Consider the following 19154-nt stretch of genomic DNA (forward strand, 5'->3'; position numbering starts at 1 on the left):
TTGAATAGTTAAACAAGCTAGAAAGCGGCAGTAATACCAGTTTTCTAGCTTGTTCAGCAGTCTGTAATTAGAAGTTCATTTTATGAGGAGCCAGCTTCTCCCAGTCAAAGGTCACACCAATACCTGCCTCTTCTGATGCAACAGCAAGTCCGTCTGCCTTATCAATGACCAGAGGGCGCATAGTATACTGATCGATTGGGAAGCTGTGCATTTCGAGATAGCCTGCATTAGGCATAGCTGCTAAAAGACTTACATGAAGCTCCTGCATACCATGAGTGGACACACTAAGATTGTGAGCCTGAGCTAAATAAGCCACCTTTAGCCAGCCGGTAATACCACCAACATTCGAAGCATCCGGTTGTGGAAAGTCTACATGACCATACTGTAGCATGTGTCGAAATTCAGTCAGGGTCCTTAGATTTTCTCCTCCGGCTACAGCAATATGCCCTTCTTCTGCAATTCGCGCGTACCCTTCATAGTCTTCAGGGATTGTCGGTTCTTCCAAGAAGAAAATATCATAGGGCGCCATTGCCTTAGCTGCTTTAATGGCTTTTTCGACTGACCAGCTCATATTGGCATCTACCATAAATGTTGTTTCGGCACCAATCAAGTTGCGGACCGCAGCGATTCGTTCAATATCTTCTGTCAGTGTTGGCTGTCCCAATTTGATTTTGACAGCTTTTAGTCCCATATCCAAATACTTTTGATTATTACTTAGCAGCTTTGTCAAAGGAAAATTTAAATCAATCGCTCCTCCATAGCACTTCACTTTGTTGCTGATACCGCCCAGCAGCTTGTAAAGAGGTTCGTCTGCTTTTTTTGTACGTAAGTCCCATAAGGCAATATCACAGGCTGCAATGGCGAAGCTTGCCAATCCTCCCCGGGCGACATAGTGAATTCCCCAGTTCATCTCATCCCAAAGAGCCTCCACACAGCTAGCATCTTTTCCGAGAAGAATCGGTTTTAGTTCGTTTTCAATCAGCGAGCAGATTGCCCGGCCGCCAAATCCGCCTGTATATGTGTAGCCAACACCTTCACGACCATCATTTGCCTGGATTTTGACGATAGGTACCTCAAAATGAGTATGCAGACCATGTTTCGCATCTTCCATCAGTTCAGGTAAAGGGATACGATAATATTCAGTAGTAACAGCAGCAATTTTGGACATGATAATTCCTCCTAATTCAATAAATGTTAACGTGTGCATTTTTTCGTGTAAAAAGAATTCGCTTACATATAGTGTAACAGAATCTAGAAAAGGGGTCAACAGAACACGATAAGGCTTTGGTATTCTGTTGACTAAAAGACTAAAAATAACGTCTAAAAATGTTTTTCCATCTGGAAATGGGGAATATTTGCGTCCATGAATTGTTCGCCATGTTTGATATAGCCAAGTTTTTGATAAAATTCTACAGCGGTGAGCTGTGCCCCCAGCGTAATCGTATTATAGCCCTGCTTTTTAGCTAAATCCTCTACAGCATCAATTAGTAGTTTGCCATAATTTTTCCCTCTATATTGACTTAAAACAGCCATTCTCTGCAGTTTGAACACACCATCAGTTAATGGCAGCAGTCTACAGGTTGCTACGGGATCCTTATTCTCATAGAGCACAAAATGAATACAGGCGGCTTCATTTTTATCGATTTCGATATCTTTTGGAACGCCCTGTTCAATCATAAATACTTGATGACGAATACGAAGAGCATCCAAATAAATATCACTCATTGTGTCTTTTGTATGAACAATTTTCATATAATTCCTCCTAATGCAATTTCTATGTGATTGATTAATTATACTATAAATTTAAGTAACAACTAAAAGCAAACAATTAGTGTTGTTTTAAATAGTTTTCGAATTGTCATTTTCACTGTTAAACAGAGCAGATAATTTCAGAAATTAGTAAAAATATAAAATTTTTATTTAGAATAATTGTAATTTGTCTGAATTTTCTATTTTCAGAATAAAGAACAGAAGTAAATAATTAATTTGATGGTATAAATAAAAATAAATTAGGTAGAAATATAATTAAAAAAATATAACGAATGTAATTTTATGCGTATATCATTCTATAGATATGAATTTTGGAAAGTATATATATTAAGATTTTAACGATATAGAACAAGTGAAAATAATAATTTTAAATGCTCTTTTGTCCATAAAATAAAGATTGAAAGTGTAGATATTATCTGTTTGATATCTGTTTTTTATAGAGTTTACACCTTCTATCATTTTTTTAAGATTCTACATGAAAAAGTTGATAAAAAGAAAAAAATAAAGGTGGTATCATTAGTAGTGACCAATCAAATAAAAAACAAATAAAGAAAGAAAAGAGGGCTTAGGAAAAATGAAAACTTGGACAAAGACAGTGATGTTTTCTGCAGCAGTTTTAGGATTTAGTTTATTGGGCGCTGTTGAAGGAGAGGCTGCATCAGTTTTGACGTCTAGTACAGACTTGAAGGGCTACGATACAAAGATTACAACAAAGAGCGATGGAACGAATGTTTTGACGAACAAATTAGGTGAGTTCATTTTAAATGAGGATTCAGCAATTTATAGTTCAAAGTCAATCAAAGTTACGCTTAACAATTCTGTACCAGTGACAATCAATTCCATTAATGCTAAAAAGTCATTAGAGTTTGTTGGTAAAGGTGAAATAAACGTTGAAACAAATGGCGATGTCGGAATTAATGTGGGAAATCATTTTAAAGCTTTTAAAACAACAAAATACGGTGTTGGTAAAGTAACAACAGAAGGGTCTAAAATTGGACTACGTGTTCATAACGAGATTCAAATGGAAGGCGGTTCTGTGGAAGCAGAGGGAGCTGAGTACGGTATTTATTGTGAAAATGATATCAAACCTTACTACAGTTCTGTTTTGAGAGGGATTAGTTCTAATGGTACTGGTATCTGGGCATACCGTGATATTTATTCTTGCAAAGGCGCTACAGTATACGGTGAAGGAAAAGTTTCTGGTGCCCGTTCAATCATTGCGCATATTCAGGCGGATGGTGCTGGAAGTTCTATTACAGGAGTTTCATATGATATTAACAGTTCATTGTCTGCATTACATGCCGATAAGGAAATGCTAAGAGCATATTCAGGTGCTGTAGTACGTGAAGAATACAAAAACCCTGGTTTTGTAGTTACAGATGACGACCCGCTAAACCTAGTTAAAAACTATAAGACAGTTGCCCGTAATATGAGCAACATGGCAAATTACTCTTGGTCATCTAATCCGGAAAGCGTATTTTATGGTAATAATGGATTACTGGGTAATGTTGAAAATCCATTTAAAGATGGAACAATCAGAGGGGTACGTGTTGATAAATCTGTCAGAAAAGATGAAGTAACACAGCTGAAGAAAAATGGCATGCATGAAGTTCTTTTCTCTGGCGTAGACAGCTACTTTATGGTTCCAGTTATTACTCGTCACTATGTAAATAACTACGAAGGTAATGAGTATCCATTGTATGAAGAAAAAATTCATATGATCGAAGTTGGTAGCTTACTGAAAGTGGATGACTTGCAAATTGATTTGTCATTTACAGAATATGAGTACAAAGGCGCTGATAAAGAAGATTTTGTAGTTGTAAAAGATGGAAACGACATTGTTATTAATTACTACTACAGAGCAGATATCTAATATCTAATTAAATTAGTAGAGCATTACAAGGCTAGTGAAGCAGTGGTCTTGTAGTGCTCTTTTATTTTGAAAAGTGAAAATAGATATTTCTGCATCAAGTGTAGATAATAAACAAGTAAGACAATAGCCATACATAGGAATAATTGGAGTAATTATTCAGTATTTTATAACATAGTCAAAATGATATTGCTATCCTTAGGAATAAAAGATATGCTAAAATCTAAAAACAAGCTTTATTGTAGGGAGGGAATGTATTGTTTGATAAATTAAAGGAGTCAAAATTGATGTTCTGGTCTGTTGAGCTATTGGTTTTAGCAACGTTGATTTTTGTTTCCACAAAGATAAATTTTCTGTTTGAGCCAATCGGGACGTTTTTCTCAACGCTGTTTGCACCAGTTTTAGTTGCAGGTTTTCTTTATTATATTTTGAACCCGTTAGTTAAACTGCTGACCAAACTGAAACTCAAAAGAATTTATGCTATTATGCTGGTTTTCATATTATTGATAGCTTCATTAATTCTAATTTTAGTTAGTGTGATACCAAGCTTAGCAAATCAGCTGGCTAGTTTGGCAGCCAGTATGCCTACCGTGTTCAAAAATATCGAAACATGGGTATACCAAATGGCTGAGCTACCAATTTTTAAAGATTTAGATTTAACAAGCTATGTTGATCAGCTGGATATTTCATATGGCAATATCATTCAGCAGTTTCTGAGCGGGCTGTCAAGCAGTTTGGGCTCATTAGTGTCTACGGTTGCTTCAACAACAATTGTGATTGTTACAGCACCGTTTATTCTGTTCTATATGTTAAAGGATGGAGACCGGCTGGTTCCGGGAATTCAACGCTTTATGCCGGAAAAACGTAAAGCGGATATTGTTACACTGCTGGATAAGCTGGATAAAACCTTATCGAATTACATTAGCGGACAGGCAATTGAGTGTTTATTCGTCGGCACATTTACAATTATCGGCTATTCATTAATTGGTGTACGCTATGCCTTCCTTTTCGGTGTTATCGCTGGATTGACCAACCTTATTCCATATTTGGGACCCTATCTTGGCTTGGCACCAGCAGTTTTAGTAACCGTTTTTGATGAACCATTCAAGGCGTTGCTATGCTGTGTGGTGGTTTTAATTGTACAGCAGCTGGATGGAAACATTATTTATCCTAATGTAATCGGGAAAACATTGAAGATTCATCCACTAACAATTATTTTGATTTTACTTGTTGCTGGAAATATCGCAGGTTTATTAGGAATTTTTCTAGGGGTACCTTTTTATGCGATTTGCCGGACAATTGTTCTGTATGTCATAGAAATGGTTCGAAAGAGCAAAACAGAAGAGCGGACAGCCTTAGTTTTGGAGAATTCAAATGAGACGAAAAACAGTGGACAATGATTGAAATAATTGTCCACTTATGATACGCTTTTATCGTGACTACTGGGAAAAGTAGTCACGTTTTTTATCATCTTTTCCAGGGTTGGTATTTTCAGTGAGTTGGACATAAACGACCTCGGAAATAGTGATAAGAAAGTAAGCCCTTATGATTGGAAGAAGTTTGGTATTCCGGTTGATTTCACAACCTAGGATTAACAAGCAGCGGACCAGGAAGAAGGAGAGCCGCTATTCTAGCTGCTTTAGCAGTATAGAGATAGAGGACATCGGACCACGAAGAAGAAGGAGAGCCGTTATTCTAGCTGCTTTAGCAGTGTAGAGATAAGGGACATCGGACCATGAAGAAGAAGGAGAGAACACAATTATGAACAATGCTGACCCCGAGAGTCAGTCGCTTATCGCACAAATTTTATTGCTTGTCGTACTAACATTAATCAATGCATTTCTAGCGGCGGCTGAAATTGCAGCGGTTTCTGTAAATAAGAACCGCTTGGAACAAAAATCAGAAGAAGGAGATACAAAGGCTAAGAAGCTGTTGAAAATTTTGGAAGATCCCAATAATTTTCTTTCAACAATTCAGGTAGGGATTACACTGGTAAACATTTTATCAGGGGCCTCTCTAGCAGATAACTTAGCAACCAAACTAGCACCAATTCTAGGTGGTGGTGCCTTTGCTAAAAATCTGGCGAGCATCATTGTTTTAGCTTTACTGACCTATGTATCGATTGTATTTGGTGAATTGTATCCGAAACGAATTGCCATGAATAAGTCGGAAGAAGTAGCGAAGTTTACTTCTGGACCCGTTCGTTTTCTGGGAATGATTGCCCGGCCATTTGTTTGGCTGCTTTCTGCTTCTACAGATTTAATTTCACGACTGACACCAATGAAATTTGATGATGGAGATTCTAAAATGACAAGGGACGAGATGCGCTATATGCTTGAAACAGAGGGCGTCTTGGAAAATGATGAGTTGGAAATGCTGCAGGGAGTTTTCTCATTGGATACAAAAGTAGCCCGTGAAGTAATGGTTCCCCGAACAGATGCGTTTATGATTAACATTGAAGACAGCGTAACTGACAACATCAACCTTATTCTTTCAGAGAATTACTCCAGAATACCTGTTTATAATGATGATAAAGATAAAATTGTTGGTGTCCTTCACACAAAGAATCTTTTAAAGGCTGCTCACAGCCAGGGGTTTGATCATCTTGATTTATTAGATATTGTGCAGGAGCCATTATTTGTCCCGGAAACTATTTTTATTGATGATCTACTGTATGAATTGAAGCGAACACAAAATCAAATGGCTATCTTATTGGATGAGTATGGTGGCGTTGTGGGTCTAGCAACATTGGAAGATTTGCTGGAAGAAATTGTTGGAGAAATCGATGATGAATCCGATGAGATTGAAAATCTCTATTCTAAAGTCAACGACCACGAATATCTGGTTCAGGGACGGATGCTGATTGATGAGTTTAATGAAGCCTTTGATACAGATCTTCACATGAGTGATGTAGACACGATGGCTGGTTATCTGATTACTGCTCTTGGAACAATTCCTGATGAAGGCGAGAAGCTTTCTTTTGACATTGGAAATATCACGCTTATTTCTGAAGAAATGGAAGGTGCAAGAATATTGATTCTGCGGGTGATTTTCCATGATGAAGAAGTGGTAGATGAAGAACCGGAAGAAGGGCGCCGTCTTTTCCGAAAAGATGTAGAAGACGATGAGCCAAGAAGATAAATAGGCATAAAAAGAGAGAGCCAGCAATTGTGGCTCTCTTTTCTTATGTAGTCAACGAGCATAGAAATAAAATGTTGCAAGACATGTGTGAAATAAACTGTTGCGCCAATAGATGTCACCGATTAAGGACTATAGCTTCTTCAACAAAAAAGATTACTTTGTTCATTCATTTTTTGTTTGCTGGACTTCTTTTAATGTTTGATACAGCTCAGTAAATTGCTTTTGATTATCAAGAGAGTATCTAAAAACAAAAGCTGGCAGTGAACAGTTTGGCGGCAAAAGATAAGAAGATGTGGCGATAATTAAATCAAAATCCGTACAATTATCGTTCAATGCATCTAGTTCAACAAATACCAGTTCATCAAGAAAATTAATCAGCTGCTGTGTTAGTAAATAATTGGACTCAGCAATCAAACCAATTTTTATAACTTTATTTTTCGTCATTGTTTCCCATGACGGGAATAAGAGCAGTGCAAGAGTGATTGATAAGGGTTTGACTTGCTCATTAAGCCAGCTAAAATGTTTTCTTTTGGCTATTTTTCTGAAAAAAGCTTTAAATGATTTATGCAGATCAAGAAAATATTTATTCTGCAGCAGACTGGAGCTCTTATTTAGTGTGAGAATTCCCGGCATTGATTTTTTTAAGACAGCAATTGGGAAGATGATATTTGCCACATTACCATAAAGAATTTTATGTTTTTTTTGAGTGAATCCGTAAACATCGGATAAATAGTCCCAGAACTCATTCAGCAATGTAGCAGCCTGATTATTTTCCCGCTTAAGATAATTTTCCAGAAACCTAAAACGTATATCCTCCTCATCATAATAATTTGGTGTGATTACAAGTAATAGTGCTGAAAACTGTGATTCTGCTTCAAGGACTTTTGCATCTGTAACAATTGGTTCTAGAAAGTCCTTTCCTAGTTCGACATCTGTGGGAACGTAAGAAGAGATTTTTGTTTTTTCCGTTAGGAAATAGCCATTAGTAATCCGCAAATAAATGATGTCCAGCATTAATTTAATTTGGATAGTGCCGGAATAGCTGTGGTGTTTTGGAAAGCATGAGCTTATATTATTTCGAATTTTTTCATAATCCAAGCGGATATCGGTATTCGGCAGATTCATACTTTGAGAGGTAAACCAAATTAGCGCATACAAAACAATGCGAATCAGCCGCTCTTCTCCAGTCAGCTTTAACTGAGAAATGTTTAGTTTAATATTGAACTGCTTAAAGTAGTCATTAAGCGGTTTCGCCTTTCTGATGACTGAGGCTTTACTCAAAAAATTTTTCCTGCAGAAATCATCCAAATTGTCTTTAGGATAGTAGACAACGGATAGAATGAGTAAATATGGAATACTTTGTGTTATTAAATACTGGTAATACTGATCGTAAGAAACTGAACGATCATAGTGAATCCCCTGATCAGTGATAAACTCGGCAGAGGTCTGTGTAAGATCATCAAGATCTTGTTGAATTAGTTCTAGAAGATACGAGACCCGGCTATAAGAATAATCCAGATTGCTTTCAAGGAAATTAATACTGTAATAATCATCCGGCAGCTTTGCCAGAAGATTAAACAAGGTCAGCTTCCTTTTCGTTATATCTTCCAGAATTAGCTCTTCAAACATGAAAAGTCCCTCCTTGTATTGTGTTATTCCAAAAATAATTCTGACAATTCGATTGGCTTTGTGTTGTCAAATAACTACTCCCCATACAAGTAACATGTCTAAAACAACTATGTGATATAACGATTATATATTATTTTGAAAGAAATTGCTTCACAAAATAAGTTTTTTATAATTTTGAAATTATGCCCTGTTCCATGATATACTACACTAGTTGAAATTTATTTATAGGAGAAACGCGATGTAAATCATAATTATTACTGCTGAAAAACAGAAAACATAGACAATTTTTGAAGAAGAATGGAGTTAAAATGTATATGAACAATCCAAATTTAGAAGAGCAGGTGGATAGCCGCCGTACGTTTGCGATTATTTCCCATCCGGATGCCGGAAAAACGACAATTACAGAGCAGCTGCTGCTCTTTGGCGGAGCGATTCGTCAAGCAGGAACAGTTAAAGGAAAGAAAACTGGGAATTTTGCGAAATCAGACTGGATGGAAATTGAAAAGCAGCGGGGAATTTCTGTAACAAGCTCTGTTATGCAGTTTGATTATGATGGAAAAAGAGTAAATATTTTGGATACACCTGGCCATGAGGACTTCTCTGAAGATACTTACCGGACATTGATGGCAGTGGATAGTGCAGTGATGGTTATTGATAGTGCGAAAGGGATTGAGGCACAGACCAAGAAGCTGTTTCAGGTTGTAAAAAAAAGAGGAATTCCGATTTTTACATTTATTAATAAGCTGGATAGAGATGGACGTGAACCTCTTGATTTGCTGGAAGAGCTTGAAGAAGTTTTGGAGATTGAATCTTACCCGATGAACTGGCCGATTGGCATGGGTAAAGGTCTAGAAGGACTGTATGATATCTATAATGAACGGGTAGAGCTGTACCGTTCAGAAGCACATGGGCAAGACAAATTTATCCCGCTAAAAGACGGTGAAATTCCTGATAATCACCCATTGAATGAAAATAATCTATATCATCAGGCATTAGAAGATGTGGAACTGCTTTTGGAAGCAGGGGATGCATTTGATGAAGGAAAAATCGCTCAGGGAAATCAAACGCCGGTTTTCTTTGGATCAGCCTTAACAAATTTTGGTGTTCAGACTTTCCTGGAAACATTTTTGCAGTTTGCGCCTGCACCCTATGCACATCGAACAGAGGATGGGGAAGAAGTCAGTCCTTATGAAGAAGAATTCTCTGGTTTTGTTTTTAAAATTCAGGCGAATATGAATCCGGCCCATCGGGATCGGATTGCTTTTGTACGTATTTGCTCAGGTACGTTTGAACGGGGAATGGATGTTACTCTTGAAAGAACCAGTAAAAAAATTAAGCTTAGCAATGTGACTCAGTTTATGGCAGATGCCAGAGAAAACGTTGAAGAAGCGGTTGCTGGAGACATCATTGGGGTCTATGACACTGGGAATTACCAGATTGGAGACAGTCTTTACGAAGGTAAGCTAAAGGTTAAGTACGAAGAACTGCCGTCATTTACGCCAGAGCTGTTTATGAAGGTTACAGCAAAAAATGTCATGAAGCAAAAATCATTTCATAAAGGCATGTATCAGCTTGTTCAAGAAGGAGCTATTCAGTTATACAAGACATATCTGACAGAAGAATATATCATCGGGGCAGTCGGACAACTGCAGTTTGAGGTTTTCCAGCATCGAATGATGAATGAATACAATTCTGAGGTGATAATGACACCAATGGGATCGAAAATCGCCCGGTGGATTAAACCAGAAGATTTGGATGAACGCATGAGCTCAAGTCGGAATATTCTGGCCAAGGACCGTTTTGATCAGCCGCTGTTCTTATTTGAAAATCAGTTTGCTATGCGTTGGTTTGCGGACAAATATCCAGAGGTCGAGTTAAGTAGTCTATTATAAGCAAAAACATCCGGCAGCTGTTGAGCTGCTGGATGCTTTTTTGTTTTAGTTCATTTCAGGAGCTTCTGATTAAAGCACCGGCTAAAGGAATTGAAATTTCTGTGATGCCCTTCAGTTCAATAACTTCTATCTTATCATTTTGAACCAATTCTTTCGGCAAGCGTTTCAAAAAGAATTTCAAGATTTCGTTGGCCTCGGCTTTTCTAATTGCCCGCTTTTGGTTCAAAATTAGAATCTCTACATGGCTTTCTGCTTCAGAGTAGACTACTGTAGTATTCCCTGCGGAATATACTTTGACAAATTGAGCGTCTGTATTTTCCAGCTGCTTATTTACCAAGTTTCTGTGACTGTTGGTAACATTAACTAATTTCATACATCTCACCTCTATTTCTTTCCTATTTTTCTTCGAAATATGTAAACTATAACGCACGTTAATTATAAATGGCTTTTTTTCAAATAAAAAGAATTATGCTTAAATTTTACCATAAAACTTGGGTCAGGTATAAAAAATTGGTTTATTTTTTTGTTTTTTTATCCATTTCCTTTAATTTGTAAAAAAACCCCAATCAGTCTTGTTTATGGACAGGTTGGGGCTTAGTATATTCTTTTCTAATAAACGGAGCTGTTATTCTTTATTTACTCAGTTTTTGTATCGACAGCATCATCTGCTTTAAGTTCTTCAGCAGCAGACTTTTGTGTTGTCACAATAATCTTGTCTTCATCTGTTAATTCAGCTGCTAGAGCTGTATCTTCGGGATGGTCCAAATAGTACTCTGCGATACCATCTTCTATTTGTTCCTGAATGGTCCGTCTTAATGGTCTAGCACCCATTGCAGGATCATAGCCAAGGTCAACGAGTTTTTCCTTCACCTCGATTGGCACCTCAATATGAAGCTTTTGCGGAGCCAATAGCTGGTTCACTTCGTTCAGCATTAATGTGACAATTTTCAACAGGTCTTCTTTGCTCAATGCACTGAATTCTACAATGCCGTCAAATCTGTTTAAAAATTCTGGTGTAAAGAAATTATTCAGCTGACCAAGAATAGAGCGGGTTACGCCTTCACGGGCAGCACCAAAACCGACATTAGCTTCAATTTTTCCGCTTCCGGCATTACTAGTCATAATGATGATAGTATCCTTGAAACTGACTGTTCGTCCCTGAGCATCTGTCAAACGGCCATCATCCAAAATCTGTAAGAACATATGCAGAACATCCGGATGGGCTTTTTCAATTTCATCCAATAGAATCAGACTGTAAGGATTCCGACGGACTTTTTCAGTCAGCTGACCGGCTTCATCATAGCCGACATAACCTGGAGGAGAACCAATCAGTTTTGATACACTGTGTTTCTCCATGTATTCACTCATGTCAAAGCGGACCATCGTATCTTCTGAACCGAATAATTCAAAGGCTAACTGTTTAGCCAGCTCAGTTTTACCCACACCAGTTGGTCCAACAAAAAGGAAGGAGCCAATTGGACGGTTCTTTTTGCCTAAGCCTACCCGATTTCTACGAATCGCTTTCGCTACTTTATCAACAGCCGCATCTTGCCCGATTACATTTGCTTTCAAATCATCAGACAGATTTTTCAGCTGTGTTTGCTCTTTTTCTTTCAGCTCGCCGACTGGAATTCCTGTCCGCTGCTCAACAATCGCTTCAATAACTTTTTCTGTGATAACCGGCATTTCATCATCGCTGACTTGTTTTTCCTTCATAACCTGCAGCTTGTTAATCTGATCACGGTAGTAAGCAGCTTTTTCAAAATCTTCTTCGGCAGAGGCTTGTTGTTTTTGCTGTTCTGCTTCCGCTAATTTCCGCTCAATGGTTTTTGGATCAGCAATCTGAATTGTTAGGTTCATTTTTGAACCAGACTCATCAAGCAAGTCAATTGCTTTATCAGGTAGAAAACGATCTTGAATGTAACGGTTGGAAAGATAAGCAGCAGCCTTAATCGCTTCATCAGTGTATTTCACATGATGATAATCTTCATAGCGCTTTTGAAGTCCTTGCAAAATTGCAATAGTTTCCTCTACTGAAGGCTCGTCTACACGAACTGGCTGCATTCTACGTTCTAATGCGGCATCTTTTTCAATAATCCGATATTCGGTTAATGTAGTAGCTCCGACCATCTGCAGCTCACCTCTAGCAAGTGCCGGCTTCAGGATATTTCCTGCATCCATATTTCCATCACCAGCTGCTCCGGCACCAACTAATTCATGAACTTCATCAATAAACAGGATAACATTTTCCGCTTGTTTGATTTCCTCAATCAATTTTTGCATTCTTTCTTCAAACTGACCTCTGATACCTGTTCCTTGAACAAGAGAAGCAACATCTAAGCGAATCACTTCTTTTTCAAGCAGCTTTTGAGGAACATCGCCATCGATTATTTTTTGGGCTAGTCCTTCTACAACTGCAGTTTTACCAACACCAGGCTCACCAATCAAAACAGGGTTATTTTTGGTTCTTCTGTTTAGGATTTCAATTACACGTTTGATTTCGTCATCACGTCCGACTACGGGGTCGATGTCGCCTTTTCTGGCAGCTTCAGTTATATTGATGCCATACTCGCCTAGTAAGCCGGAAGCTTGTCCTCCTCCTCGCGGCGGTTGTCCGTTAAAGCCGTTGCCATCGCCAAATTGTGTTGGCGGCGTCTGCTGACCTAAGCGGTCTCCCTGCTGCATTTGCTGAGAAAGAGAGCGGTATAAATCATCTAAGCTTCCAAAGCCAAACGGGTCCTGAGACATCGTAGGGGAAGTATTATTTGCTTGTGCTTTTAATTTTTGATAGCAGCTTTGGCAATAGTCCAGCTGTTTCCTTTGACCATTGACATTTGCATATAAGTGAATCGTAGCTTCATTTTGCTTACAGTTTTGACAAATCATCTACTAAAACACGTCCTTTCACTTTTAAAAGAAATCAGTCAAATAAAAGGTCAAAAAAACAACTGACCTTTATTGACCTTTGAGATTATTATAGCATGTTTTATTGAAGAATCAAGTATTTCAACTCGTTATGTATAAGTAATAAACCTTGCTAGAATCTCAAGTTTAGACAAATCAGCGGCTTTCATTTAAAATAATAGAGATTTCAAAAAGGGAGGTGGAAATTTCCTATGTTCGAAAACCCGTTTGAGGAACGAATTCAGCAGCTGAAAGAGGGGGAAATCAGCGAAATAGTCGTTGAGAGAAACGATTTCAATCTATTCAGAGAGGCCTGGAAAGTTCTTCCTGATCGGACTAAAATTATCGGGGAAGCTGGGCTGAACGGAGAAATTATTTACCGATTCGTTAAATAGTTTGAAAAGGTTTACGTGATTCCTTAAAAAATCGTTGAAAACAGTTGTAACAATATCAAAAAAATGGTAATCTTAAAAATTGAAAGGGTTGTTCCAAAGGCGCTTTTGTGTTGTTAAGAAAACCCTAACATAAAAAAATATTTTACTTACGAAGGAGACCGATTCATATGGAAAAGAAAGACTTTCACGTTGTAGCAGAAACAGGGATTCACGCACGTCCAGCTACATTACTAGTACAAACTGCAAGCAAATTTAACTCTGATATTAACTTAGAGTACAAAGGTAAATCAGTTAACCTTAAGTCAATCATGGGAGTTATGTCTCTTGGTGTAGGCCAAGGCTCTGACGTAACTATCACTGTAGACGGTGTTGACGAAGCGGACGCAATTGCTGCAATCGTTGAAACAATGAAAAAAGAAGGATTGTCTGAATAATGTCTGAGATGCTTAAGGGAATTGCCGCAAGTGATGGTGTTGCAATTGCTAAAGCCTATCTTCTTGTACAACCAGACCTTTCTTTCAGCAAAACTTCTGTAGAAGATACTGCAGCTGAAGAAGCTCGTTTAGATGATGCATTAGCAAAATCTACAGTAGAACTTCAGGCTATCAGAGAAAAGGCAGCACAAAGTCTTGGTGAAGAAGAAGCACAGGTTTTTGATGCACACTTAATGGTTTTGGCTGATCCGGAAATGATCGGACAGATCAAACAAAATATTCAAGATAACAAAGTAAATGCTGAAGCCGGTTTGAAAGAAGTTACTGATATGTATATCGGTATGTTCGAAGCAATGGACGATAATGCGTACATGCAGGAACGTGCTGCTGATATCCGCGACGTAGCAAAACGTGTTTTAGCACATTTACTAGGGGTAACTTTACCAAACCCTTCAATGATCAACGAAGAAGTAATCGTCGTTGCTCATGACTTAACTCCAAGTGATACAGCTCAGTTGGATAGAACGTATGTAAAAGCCTTTGTTACCGACATTGGCGGACGTACATCGCATTCAGCGATTATGGCTCGTTCACTGGAAATCCCTGCAATCGTGGGAACAATGGAAATCACTGCTAAAGTTAAAGCCGGCGACATTTTAGCTGTTAACGGTATTGATGGAGATGTGATTTTAGATCCTACAGATGCAGAAAAGGCTGACTTTGAAGCTAAAGGGAAAGCATACGCTGACCTGAAAGCCGAGTGGGAAAAGCTGAAAAATGCAAAAACAGAAACTGCTGACGGCAAACATTTTGAGTTAGCTGCCAACATTGGTACACCAAAAGATTTAGAAGGTGTTCATAATAATGGCGGTGAAGCGATTGGTTTATACCGTACAGAATTCTTGTATATGGATTCACCTGATTTCCCAACAGAGGAGGATCAGTACGAAGCATATAAAGCTGTTCTTGAAGGCATGGATGGCAAGCCAGTTGTTGTTCGTACGATGGATATCGGCGGAGACAAAGAGCTTCCTTACCTGCAGCTGCCTCATGAAATGAATCCATTCTTAGGTTACCGTGCATTGCGTATCAGCTTATCTGAACAAGGAGACGATATGTTCCGTACACAAATGCGTGCGTTGCTTCGTGCTTCAGTTCATGGTAATCTGCGAATCATGTTCCCAATGGTTGCTACTCTGAAAGAATTCAGAGCAGCGAAAAAAATCTTTGATGAAGAAAAACAAAAATTAGTAAGTGAAGGAAGCACAGTTTCTGATACGATTCAAGTTGGTATCATGATTGAGATTCCTGCAGCAGCAGTGATTGCTGACAAATTTGCTAAAGAAGTTGACTTCTTCAGTGTTGGAACAAATGATTTGATTCAGTATACAATGGCTGCTGACCGTATGAATGAACGAGTTTCTTACTTGTACCAACCATATAACCCATCAATTCTACGTTTGATTAAAAACGTTATTGATGCAGCACACGCTGAAGGAAAATGGGCTGGTATGTGTGGAGAGATGGCAGGAGATCAAACAGCTGTACCTCTATTAGTTGGTATGGGACTGGATGAATTCTCTATGAGCGCAACATCAATCCTGAAAACTCGCAGTTTGATGAAACGTTTGGATACTACTAAGATGGCTGAACTAGCGGATCGTGCTCTTAACGAGTGTGATACTATGGAAGAAGTCGTTGAATTGGTTGAAGAATACACAAAATAAGTCATATTTAAATCATTACCTAGACAGATTCACTCTGACTAGGTAATGATTTTTTGTATTCAATTAGAGCGATTTTTAAGATTCAACACAATAAAATTTTATTAAAATGATTTATTCTTAACAAATAACTAATCTTCTTGCTGTATAGTGAAAGCCAGTAAAATTTTTAGGAGGACTACTATGAAACGTAAACAAAAAATCAGTGCAATCGCTTTGGCGATGCTTTTATTATCTGTCGGTTTATATAACGGAAAAACGGCTTTAGCAACAGAAGAAAGTACTGGAGCAGCAACAGAGAGCTCAAGTACGACTGAGACCTCCAGCAGCTCTGAAGAAGCGCTGCAGATTAATGCTGTTGCATTGGGAAATGCTCTGACAAAGGAACAGCAGGACTACACACTGGAGAAGCTTGGTATAAAAGGAGAAACCCCAATCTATACAACTAATGGTCAGGATTTGATGAGCTTTATTCCCGATGGGGGATTCAATGCGGAATGGGCTGTTTATAGTTCTGTGCGTATGGAGACGGAGCAGAAGGGCTCGGGGATTACTGTGGATATTGCCACACCTGAGAATATCACTAGAATTACTGCTGCACAGTATCAAAATGCCGCTTTAACAGCAGGAATTTCTGATGCGAAACTGACAGTTGCTTCGGCCGTGCCAATCGACGGTTCCGGCGCGTTAGCCGGCGTCTATAAGATTGTTGAAGAATCAGGCGGAATAATCAACAGAGACCGTGTAGAGGTCGCTCAGGACGAAATGGACGTACTCTCTAAAATCACTGAAGAAAATAAAGAAAAGGACGGCTATACAGATGAAGCGTTAAATGCTGCACAGGAACAAGCCAAAACGGAATTGGCAGCTAAAACAGCCGATGGTCAGACGTTAACTCAAAAAGATATCCAGGAAGCTGTAGAAAAGGCTTTGAAGAGTCAAGGAATAGAAGATGTGATGACCTCAGATCAGGTAACTGAGTTGACTACCTTAATGAGCGACATGAAAGACAAGAATATTTTTGAGGATTTCGTAGGAGAACTGGACTTAACCAAAGCTAAGGAACAGCTCCAAGAGAAATCAAAAGGTGTGTGGGAGCATATTAAGAGCTTCTTTACTGGGATTTGGAACGCTATTACTGGCGGGGAATAGCAAGCCTAATTAAGCTCAATGAAGTGAAGAACAAAGTAGATATATGGCTGCAGAGGTTGTTACAAAAGTGTTCAGCTCCGAGAAAGCTGCTTTTGGAATACCGTTTATTCGGTTTTAGGGATGTCAAAAGTCTGGGATTTTGTTTATGTCCCGGACTCTTTTTTTCGGATAAAACGGCAGCTGGATAATTGGTTTTAATACGGAATAATTGCTGACAAAATCAAAATATGCTTCAATAGGATGAAAAGCATCGGAGGAGTAGCAATGACATTGAATTATCAAGATATTGAAAATGCTGTGAATCAAGAGGAAAATGCAGGAGGTTTTGCTTTGTTGATTCAGCGCTTTAAGAATCTAGGGGTCAAGCGATATGATTACTTTGTAGAAGAAGGAGTCTACCGCTACTATGATGAAAATTCAACTATTGATTTGCGAATGAACGGTGTTGCTAAAACTGTTGCAGAACAGCCTTCAGCTTCAGGCATAAAGGCAGCTGTGACAAAGGCTCAGGCAGGTATGATTGATTTTGAGGGCTTCTGTCAGCTCGCCGGAAAAGCGGGGATTAGTTATTGGATAACTGATTTAGAGCAGATGGTAGTTTCTTATCGGGATGTTAAAAAAAATGAGATACTAGCTGAGCCGATTCCGCTGATTACTGAACAATAATTGAAGAATTGTCTTGAATCATAAAAAAACAGAAATTCTTCTGATGGATATCATCTAAAATATTTACATTTATCCAGTGATAGTGTACTATTTAAAGGTATGCATAAAGCAAATATGATGTATAAATAATGTTATTCGGAGGGAATTTAATGTCTGCGAAATGGGAAAAAAAGGGCACGAATGATGGTGTGTTAACTTTTTCAATCGATAGCCAAACAATCGAAAAAGGCTTAGTACAAGCTTTTAACAAAGTAAAGAAAAACCTGAATGTTCCAGGTTTCCGTAAAGGGAAAGTATCTCGTCAAGTATTTAACCGTATGTATGGTGAAGAAGCATTGTACGAAGATGCATTGAATGCTGTTTTACCAGAGTCATATGAAGCAGCGGTAAAAGAAGCAGCTATCGAACCAGTTTCTCAACCTAAAATTGACGTTGAAAGCATGAATAAAGGTGAAGACTGGGTTATCACTGCAGAAGTAACTGTAAAACCAGAAGTAAAACTTGGTGAATACAAAAATCTGACAGTTGAAAAACAAGACCGTGAAGTAACAGAGGAAGATGTTGATGCACGTTTGAAGCGTGAACAGGAATCTTTAGCTGAACTGGTTATTAAAGAAGATGAAGCAGCTGTAGACGGCGATACTGTAGTTATTGACTTTGAAGGCTTCAAAGATGGTGAAGCATTTGAAGGCGGAAAAGGTGAAAATTACGCTCTTGAGTTGGGTTCAAACTCATTTATTCCTGGCTTTGAAGCACAGCTGGTAGGTAAAAAAGCCGGTGAAGAAACAGAAGTAAAGGTTACTTTCCCAGAAGATTACCAAGCTGAAGATTTAGCTGGTCAAGATGCTGTATTCAATGTTAAAATCCATGAAGTGAAAGCAAAAGAATTACCTGAACTGGATGATGATTTTGCAAAAGATGTAGATGATTCAATTGAAACATTAGCTGAGTTGAAAGAAAAATACCGTACAGAGCTGACTGATGCTAAAGTAGCAGCTGCTGAAGAAGCGAAAGATGAAGCAGCTATTCGTTTAGCCGTTGAAAATGCTGAAATCGTTGATTTACCACATGTGATGGTGCACGATGAAGTTCACCGTTCGATGGATGAATTCCTAAACAACATGCAGCGTCAAGGAATCGCTCCTGATATGTACTACCAGTTAACTGGTACAACTGAAGCAGACCTGCATAAGCAGTTTGAAGGGGAAGCGGAAACTCGTACAAAAACCAATCTTGTGATTGAAGCAATTGCAGATGCAGAAGCTATTGAAGTATCTGAAGCAGATATTGAAGCTGAAATCAAAGATTTGGCTGAACAATACAATATGCCGGAAGATCAAGTTCGCCGTGTGCTGACTGAAGATATGCTGAAACATGATATCCGCATGAAGAAGGCTGTTGAAGTAGTAACTGAAACAGCGACTGAAAAATAAACCAGGTATGCTGAATTGAAAATGAGGTCGGGCTTCGTCCGGTCTCATTTTTTGTTTCATTCATACAAGTCAGCATAAATAGCATAATCGATAACCGTATGCTATAGTTTAATTATGTAGTTTTGCTTGTACAAGTTGTTTCGG

General features: G+C 38.5%; 15 protein-coding genes. 10 read left to right on the forward strand and 5 right to left on the reverse strand.

Annotated features, from left to right (window positions below; translation table 11 throughout):
* Positions 1–67: 67 nt before the first annotated feature.
* Together ACYSNQ_RS11220 and ACYSNQ_RS11225 are read right to left on the reverse strand one after the other, a co-directional pair.
* Positions 68–1168 (reverse strand): mandelate racemase/muconate lactonizing enzyme family protein, encoded by a 1101-nt coding sequence (locus tag ACYSNQ_RS11220; RefSeq protein ID WP_426083355.1) that lies wholly within the window; start codon positions 1166–1168, stop codon positions 68–70.
* Between the two features lie 152 nt (positions 1169–1320).
* Positions 1321–1752: a GNAT family N-acetyltransferase gene (locus tag ACYSNQ_RS11225; RefSeq protein ID WP_426083357.1), complete on the reverse strand. Its 432-nt coding sequence runs from the start codon at positions 1750–1752 to the stop codon at positions 1321–1323.
* A 592-nt stretch (positions 1753–2344) separates the two neighbouring features.
* Here ACYSNQ_RS11225 and ACYSNQ_RS11230 point away from each other — a divergent pair.
* From ACYSNQ_RS11230 to ACYSNQ_RS11240, 3 genes are all read left to right on the forward strand, one after another.
* Positions 2345–3643: a protein kinase family protein gene (locus ACYSNQ_RS11230; protein ID WP_426083359.1), complete on the forward strand. Its 1299-nt coding sequence runs from the start codon at positions 2345–2347 to the stop codon at positions 3641–3643.
* Positions 3644–3927: 284 nt separating this feature from the next.
* Positions 3928–5040, forward strand: a complete 1113-nt coding sequence (locus tag ACYSNQ_RS11235) for an AI-2E family transporter (RefSeq protein WP_426083491.1) — start codon at positions 3928–3930, stop codon at positions 5038–5040.
* Between the two features lie 361 nt (positions 5041–5401).
* Positions 5402–6781, forward strand: a complete 1380-nt coding sequence (locus ACYSNQ_RS11240; RefSeq protein ID WP_426083361.1) for a hemolysin family protein — start codon at positions 5402–5404, stop codon at positions 6779–6781.
* Positions 6782–6943: 162 nt separating this feature from the next.
* Here the strand turns inward: ACYSNQ_RS11240 and ACYSNQ_RS11245 are convergent, their stop codons facing one another.
* The gene (locus ACYSNQ_RS11245) at positions 6944–8410 is read right to left on the reverse strand and encodes a helix-turn-helix domain-containing protein (RefSeq protein WP_426083363.1); all 1467 of its coding nucleotides are present in this window, start codon (positions 8408–8410) and stop codon (positions 6944–6946) included.
* Between the two features lie 314 nt (positions 8411–8724).
* On the opposite strand from ACYSNQ_RS11245, the gene ACYSNQ_RS11250 reads away from it, so the two are divergent.
* On the forward strand, positions 8725–10302 hold the full coding sequence (locus tag ACYSNQ_RS11250) for a peptide chain release factor 3 (protein ID WP_426083365.1): 1578 nt from the start codon (positions 8725–8727) through the stop codon (positions 10300–10302).
* Between the two features lie 55 nt (positions 10303–10357).
* Here ACYSNQ_RS11250 and ACYSNQ_RS11255 read toward each other — a convergent pair whose 3' ends face one another.
* Together ACYSNQ_RS11255 and ACYSNQ_RS11260 are read right to left on the reverse strand one after the other, a co-directional pair.
* Positions 10358–10675, reverse strand: coding sequence for a DUF1827 family protein (locus ACYSNQ_RS11255; RefSeq protein ID WP_426083367.1), 318 nt, complete (start codon positions 10673–10675; stop codon positions 10358–10360).
* A 263-nt stretch (positions 10676–10938) separates the two neighbouring features.
* A complete protein-coding gene (locus ACYSNQ_RS11260) occupies positions 10939–13188 on the reverse strand; it encodes an ATP-dependent Clp protease ATP-binding subunit (RefSeq protein WP_426083369.1) in 2250 nt (749 codons plus the stop codon).
* A gap of 230 nt (positions 13189–13418) precedes the next feature.
* Here ACYSNQ_RS11260 and ACYSNQ_RS11265 point away from each other — a divergent pair, with 230 nt between their 5' ends.
* From ACYSNQ_RS11265 to tig, 6 genes are all read left to right on the forward strand, one after another.
* Entirely contained in the window at positions 13419–13601 is a 183-nt protein-coding gene (locus tag ACYSNQ_RS11265) for a hypothetical protein (RefSeq protein WP_426083371.1), read from the forward strand.
* A gap of 167 nt (positions 13602–13768) precedes the next feature.
* Positions 13769–14035, forward strand: coding sequence for a phosphocarrier protein HPr (locus tag ACYSNQ_RS11270; RefSeq protein ID WP_086349025.1), 267 nt, complete (start codon positions 13769–13771; stop codon positions 14033–14035).
* A complete protein-coding gene (ptsP, locus tag ACYSNQ_RS11275) occupies positions 14035–15762 on the forward strand; it encodes a phosphoenolpyruvate--protein phosphotransferase (RefSeq protein ID WP_426083373.1) in 1728 nt (575 codons plus the stop codon). The genes ACYSNQ_RS11270 and ptsP overlap by 1 nt, the downstream gene beginning before the upstream one ends.
* 180 nt (positions 15763–15942) lie before the next feature.
* Positions 15943–16911, forward strand: coding sequence for a DUF1002 domain-containing protein (locus ACYSNQ_RS11280; protein ID WP_426083375.1), 969 nt, complete (start codon positions 15943–15945; stop codon positions 16909–16911).
* A gap of 264 nt (positions 16912–17175) precedes the next feature.
* Entirely contained in the window at positions 17176–17577 is a 402-nt protein-coding gene (locus ACYSNQ_RS11285; RefSeq protein ID WP_426083376.1) for a DUF1398 family protein, read from the forward strand.
* 149 nt (positions 17578–17726) lie between these two features.
* A complete protein-coding gene (gene tig, locus ACYSNQ_RS11290) occupies positions 17727–19010 on the forward strand; it encodes a trigger factor (RefSeq protein ID WP_426083378.1) in 1284 nt (427 codons plus the stop codon).
* Positions 19011–19154: the final 144 nt, after the last annotated feature.

The organism is Enterococcus sp. LJL51 (assembly GCF_054871795.1).

What these genes read in the sequence shown, in the direction of transcription:
- ACYSNQ_RS11220 (WP_426083355.1), bottom strand. Translation starts at nt 1,168, where the DNA reads ATGTCCAAAATTGCTGCTGTTACTACTGAATATTATCGTATCCCTTTA.
- ACYSNQ_RS11225 (WP_426083357.1), bottom strand. Translation starts at nt 1,752, where the DNA reads ATGAAAATTGTTCATACAAAAGACACAATGAGTGATATTTATTTGGAT.
- ACYSNQ_RS11230 (WP_426083359.1), top strand. Translation starts at nt 2,345, where the DNA reads ATGAAAACTTGGACAAAGACAGTGATGTTTTCTGCAGCAGTTTTAGGA.
- ACYSNQ_RS11235 (WP_426083491.1), top strand. Translation starts at nt 3,928, where the DNA reads ATGTTCTGGTCTGTTGAGCTATTGGTTTTAGCAACGTTGATTTTTGTT.
- ACYSNQ_RS11240 (WP_426083361.1), top strand. Translation starts at nt 5,402, where the DNA reads ATGAACAATGCTGACCCCGAGAGTCAGTCGCTTATCGCACAAATTTTA.
- ACYSNQ_RS11245 (WP_426083363.1), bottom strand. Translation starts at nt 8,410, where the DNA reads ATGTTTGAAGAGCTAATTCTGGAAGATATAACGAAAAGGAAGCTGACC.
- ACYSNQ_RS11250 (WP_426083365.1), top strand. Translation starts at nt 8,725, where the DNA reads ATGAACAATCCAAATTTAGAAGAGCAGGTGGATAGCCGCCGTACGTTT.
- ACYSNQ_RS11255 (WP_426083367.1), bottom strand. Translation starts at nt 10,675, where the DNA reads ATGAAATTAGTTAATGTTACCAACAGTCACAGAAACTTGGTAAATAAG.
- ACYSNQ_RS11260 (WP_426083369.1), bottom strand. Translation starts at nt 13,188, where the DNA reads ATGATTTGTCAAAACTGTAAGCAAAATGAAGCTACGATTCACTTATAT.
- ACYSNQ_RS11265 (WP_426083371.1), top strand. Translation starts at nt 13,419, where the DNA reads ATGTTCGAAAACCCGTTTGAGGAACGAATTCAGCAGCTGAAAGAGGGG.
- ACYSNQ_RS11270 (WP_086349025.1), top strand. Translation starts at nt 13,769, where the DNA reads ATGGAAAAGAAAGACTTTCACGTTGTAGCAGAAACAGGGATTCACGCA.
- ptsP (WP_426083373.1), top strand. Translation starts at nt 14,035, where the DNA reads ATGTCTGAGATGCTTAAGGGAATTGCCGCAAGTGATGGTGTTGCAATT.
- ACYSNQ_RS11280 (WP_426083375.1), top strand. Translation starts at nt 15,943, where the DNA reads ATGAAACGTAAACAAAAAATCAGTGCAATCGCTTTGGCGATGCTTTTA.
- ACYSNQ_RS11285 (WP_426083376.1), top strand. Translation starts at nt 17,176, where the DNA reads ATGACATTGAATTATCAAGATATTGAAAATGCTGTGAATCAAGAGGAA.
- tig (WP_426083378.1), top strand. Translation starts at nt 17,727, where the DNA reads ATGTCTGCGAAATGGGAAAAAAAGGGCACGAATGATGGTGTGTTAACT.